This is a genomic window from Oscillospiraceae bacterium, assembly GCA_035380125.1.
Classification (GTDB): domain Bacteria; phylum Bacillota; class Clostridia; order Oscillospirales; family JAKOTC01; genus DAOPZJ01.
The window spans coordinates 1-4,449 of sequence record DAOSWV010000010.1; the positions used below are offsets into that span (position 1 = coordinate 1).

The window sequence follows — 4,449 nt, forward strand, 5'->3', positions numbered from 1 at the left end:
AATTCACCGTCCTGCGTTAAAAAAAGCGTAACATATACTTTTGCAATATTACTTTTTTGCACCTGAGGCATAAAAGTTTCACCATTTAAAAGCGTACCCCATTCAATCAATTCGCCGTTTTGCGAAAGTGCATATTGCATGAAATCAATATCCGCGACGTTTGAATAGATTTTTGTTGGTGTGTTATTATATTCGACTTTGGCGCCCTGTCCAAGAGAAGTTAAATAGACACATTCCGGATCGGCATTTCTTGTATCATAACCCCAAGTATATAAATTTCCGTTTTCATCCAAAAAGACACTATTGTTATATATTCCGAATGTTGGTATATCAGACTTAATTTCTACTTTGGTTGTCTCCCCCGCTTTCGAGCAGCCCGTTAAACAAAAAAGCATAACAAGGAAAAGAGCTACTATTTTTTTTGTTTTTCTCATCGTTGTGTCCTCCCGTTTCAAATTTAAATTTTATCTAACCTATATAAAAAAGATTTAAAATTCGCTGTCTGGGAGCCGGATGAATCCGGCTCCCAGATTTGAGTTTATTAAATCCAATCGAAACCGTAATCGCCATACCCATAAAATGAATCAGCAAGAGCAGAATTCGCGCACAGATCTCCATAGGCATCACTCATACCCATCCTTATACCAATTTCAAAATTATCTGGGTCATAATCGCAAACGCCTCCACCACTTGGAAAATCAACTCTTGCCCATGTGTGGAATCTATTAGATTGCGTTGACTCTATCGCATAAGTGTGAACATGCTTATACCAATAACCTCCGCTTTGATAAACACCTTCAACTACATCACCGGTTAAAGCTGCTGTCGGAATGACGGCGAGCGAAGCTACCATGACAACCGCCATCAGAACAATTAAATATTTGCGAAACTTTTTAAACATTCTTATTTCCTCCTTGATAAATTTTACCATATTTAACACAATCGGTCAACACCGCTGTATTAAATATTTTTTAAATTCACAGGCGGATGATACCGGCTTTCGATGACCTGTCTTCATCGAAAGCCGGTCAAACAATCTCAATTAACACTTCCCGTTCGAGCCCTGTTGCTCTGCGCAACTGAAAGGCGCGTCGCGGCCGACAGACAACACTTTGTCGATTCTTTTTTAATACTGCATTTAATACATCATCTTCTGTGGTTTGATCAGAACCATTTCTGATGATAATTATACGCAATATACAGAATATTTGCAACATTCTGTCAAAGATTTTTTCCATGTCCCCATCGCAATTCCCTCCCCTCTTAATCAAAATCAGTAAAAGCAAATTTGCTTTATGGATAATTTAATTCATGAATAAAATATAATGTCTTTATTAAATAATTCTAGTTATTTTTCACCAACGATGTAAAATCTGCACAAACGATGAAAATTCGTGAAGAAATATTTACAAATTAGTCGAATTATGAGATAATATAAATAATGGATTATACCGAAAGGGATTCTTATGTTTTTAGCAATTTGTGACGATGATATTAATGAATTGAAAGAATTATCTGTCAAATGCAAAAATGCATTAATATCATTAGGGATTGTTTCTCCGATTACGATACATGCATATCAATATGGACATGCACTTATAGGTTATATTAAGAAAAATCCGCAAATTAAATATGATATCATTGTTATGGACATAGATTTTGGCGACACTTCTTTGAATGGAATTGAGGTTACTAAGCAGTTGCGTGAAATGAAGGTAGAAGCCCCAATCGTTATTTCAACTTCCCATGATGATTATCTCCGGCAGGGATATGGTTATGGTATCTTAAGGTATATCATAAAACCGGTAAAACAAGATGATATTGACGAAGCTTTGATGGCTTGTTTAAAACATATAAACCAGCTTGAAGGAAAGGAAATCATCATAAAAAACGGAACAGATAATATTGCCATCAGATATAAAGAAATCATATATTTTGAGTGTTGCGGTCATACCGTCATTGCGCATACAAAAAACAAAGAGGAATACCACTTTATAATGAAATTTGAACTTGTTGAAAAAATGGTACCTGAAACATGTTTTATAAAAATACATAAAGGTGCTATCGTGAATTTTAATTATGTTACTCGCATAAAAGGAACTGATTTAATTTTAAAAGATGGTACAATTTTGCCGATTGCGCAAAGACGGCGTGCCAAATGTATAGAGTTTTTTAAAGAATATGTGAAAGGATATATGTAAAATGGATACGGTTATTCGATATTCTTTAAATATATTTGTAGCAATAATTGAAGTATTTTTAATTTATTATTTTGCGGATGCCTTTTTTGAGAGAAAACTGAAAAAGGCTTGTTATTTGATTGGTTCTTTTATAGCAATTTTACTGTTTTTTATTGATTCTTATTCTAATTCCATATGGATTACCGTTGCAGGATTTATATTTGCAATTCTTGTAATTGTTTTTTCTTCATATGGTGGATTCAAAGAGTTCCTGCCCAAAATTCTGATTTCTGTTTTTATTTATTGGATTATAAGTCTTGGAGAGACAATACCCGCCATGCTTTGTATGCTGCTATTTGGAGAAACAAATTATGCCCTCGCAATTCAAAATAGCTTGGCCTTATATGCAATCGCATATATTAGCGGTAAGTTGTTTGCTTTTTTACTGACTCACTTAGTCAAGCTGGCTTCCAAAAAACAAATTGTAATGTTTAAGTTGAAGTATAAAGTCTTATTACTTATTTGTCCCACAATCAGCTTTTTAATTTATATTTATTGGAGTAATATTATTTATTACGGTTTGTACAATGATTATTTGTTTACACTCGGGCTTGCGGTTTCGCTGTTTATTATAAATTTAATGAACATAAAACTGCTTAACTGGATTTGTGAAGAAGCAGAGGAAAATGCTAAGAATTCAATGGTTCAAGATTATTTAAAGAATGAAAGAAAACATATAATAAAAATTGACGAAAGAAACAATGAAATTCGTAAAATGAGTCATGACCTTAGGCATCATATGTTGACAATGGTTAATTTATTATCTTCACAACAATACAATAAAGCGCATGAATACGCTCAAAATTTAACTTCCGGCGTCGCAATACATACAAAAACTATTGACACAGGCAATACTTTGATTGACTCAGTTATAAACGAATACATAGCTCAAGCGGAACAAAACGATATAAATTTTGAGCTGGAAATCAACTTACATGAAAAATTACCGATTGATGAGATCAGCATCGTTATCATTTTGGGTAACGCATTAAAAAATGCAGTTGAATATTGTATAAAAGAAAAAATGAACTTAATAAAGGCCAACATTCGAAATAATGATCGGTTTTTAATGATTGACATAATCAATAAGTTAACAATTATAACTCCAGAAATGAAAGTTGGAGTATTTAAAACTAATAAACCAGACTCATTCACTCATGGTATCGGACTACATAGTATAAAAGAAACTGTAAAGTCATTGGATGGCGAATTGTCAATTGAAATTCATGATGAGCATTTTGTTTTGTCAGTAATAATCCCTTTAGAATAAGTTCTAAAAGTATAAAATAAATCGTTTGTGTCTGTTTTCACATCGTTCATGTAATAAATGTTTCATTTCTTTAAAATACTGCCATTATATTTATTAGAATTTCAGTATTTTTAGGAGGATGAAAACAATGAAAAGAATCTTAGCTTTTGCTGCGAAACTCTTAATGTTGCTTGCCCCGATTGCTCTTACCACTGCAATCACATCTGCCGGAACAATGTGTGCATTGTGGACTTATCAACCACAGGCACCCGAATCTTTGTCAAAAATCGTTAAATAACATTACAAACAAATTTGTTTTTGGTATATGTCTTTACATATACCCTTTTTATTATGATTCACAAATTATCTTTATGTATTTCTGATTTTTATAAAAAAACAGATATATTAAAAGTTGACCAAGAAATTTACACTTATGGTATTGAATTAATTCTTGGTGATATTTTTAATCTATTTATTCTGTTCATTGTTTCATGCATTTTGAACAGGGTTTTAGAAATGGTTGTATGGGGCGGCATTTTCCTTTTGACAAGACGTTTCGTCGGCGGATTTCATGCATCTACTCATTTGTTATGTATTCTCACCACACAGACCGGTTTCATATCTTCTTATCTCATTTGTGAATTCTTAAATTCTTCATTTTATATTTTGGCAGAAGAGATTGTTGTAGCTATCGGTATATTGGTTATTATTATTTTTGGCCCTATCGGGAGTCCCAAAAAACCTATTAACCCCACTTTTTATAATAAAAAGAGGAGAAATCTATTGTTTTATTTATTTTTCATCACAGAATTATTCTTATTTATAATTGAATTAAGCCCGGACAGTAAACTCCTCTTTTATTCCTTCTTGTCATACTTATTTGTGGTAATTCTAGTCCCAATTGGGTTTATAGATAATAAAATAAGGTGTGGTAATGGTATTGGAGTAATTTCGTCGAAT

Annotated in this window: 6 protein-coding genes; 4 read left to right on the forward strand and 2 right to left on the reverse strand. The window is 32.6% G+C overall.

What is annotated here, in order from left to right; all coding sequences use genetic code 11:
- Both PK629_05035 and PK629_05040 read right to left on the reverse strand, forming a co-directional pair.
- Positions 1 to 434: hypothetical protein (locus PK629_05035; protein HOP10836.1), on the reverse strand; the 434-nt coding region annotated here is incomplete at its 3' end.
- Between the two features lie 107 nt (positions 435 to 541).
- Positions 542 to 901: a hypothetical protein gene (locus PK629_05040; protein ID HOP10837.1), complete on the reverse strand. Its 360-nt coding sequence runs from the start codon at positions 899 to 901 to the stop codon at positions 542 to 544.
- Positions 902 to 1,466: 565 nt separating this feature from the next.
- Between PK629_05040 and PK629_05045 the strand changes: the two genes are divergently transcribed.
- From PK629_05045 to PK629_05060, 4 genes are all read left to right on the forward strand, one after another.
- Positions 1,467 to 2,201 (forward strand): LytTR family DNA-binding domain-containing protein, encoded by a 735-nt coding sequence (locus PK629_05045; GenBank protein ID HOP10838.1) that lies wholly within the window; start codon positions 1,467 to 1,469, stop codon positions 2,199 to 2,201.
- A 1-nt stretch (position 2,202) separates the two neighbouring features.
- Positions 2,203 to 3,510, forward strand: a complete 1,308-nt coding sequence (locus PK629_05050) for a GHKL domain-containing protein (protein HOP10839.1) — start codon at positions 2,203 to 2,205, stop codon at positions 3,508 to 3,510.
- Between the two features lie 127 nt (positions 3,511 to 3,637).
- On the forward strand, positions 3,638 to 3,787 hold the full coding sequence (locus PK629_05055) for a cyclic lactone autoinducer peptide (GenBank protein HOP10840.1): 150 nt from the start codon (positions 3,638 to 3,640) through the stop codon (positions 3,785 to 3,787).
- A gap of 53 nt (positions 3,788 to 3,840) precedes the next feature.
- Positions 3,841 to 4,449 (forward strand): accessory gene regulator B family protein (locus PK629_05060; protein ID HOP10841.1); only part of this gene is annotated, 609 nt, incomplete at its 3' end.

Coding starts and splice junctions, on each gene's coding strand:
- PK629_05040 (HOP10837.1), bottom strand. CDS start 901: ATGTTTAAAAAGTTTCGCAAATATTTAATTGTTCTGATGGCGGTTGTC.
- PK629_05045 (HOP10838.1), top strand. CDS start 1,467: ATGTTTTTAGCAATTTGTGACGATGATATTAATGAATTGAAAGAATTA.
- PK629_05050 (HOP10839.1), top strand. CDS start 2,203: ATGGATACGGTTATTCGATATTCTTTAAATATATTTGTAGCAATAATT.
- PK629_05055 (HOP10840.1), top strand. CDS start 3,638: ATGAAAAGAATCTTAGCTTTTGCTGCGAAACTCTTAATGTTGCTTGCC.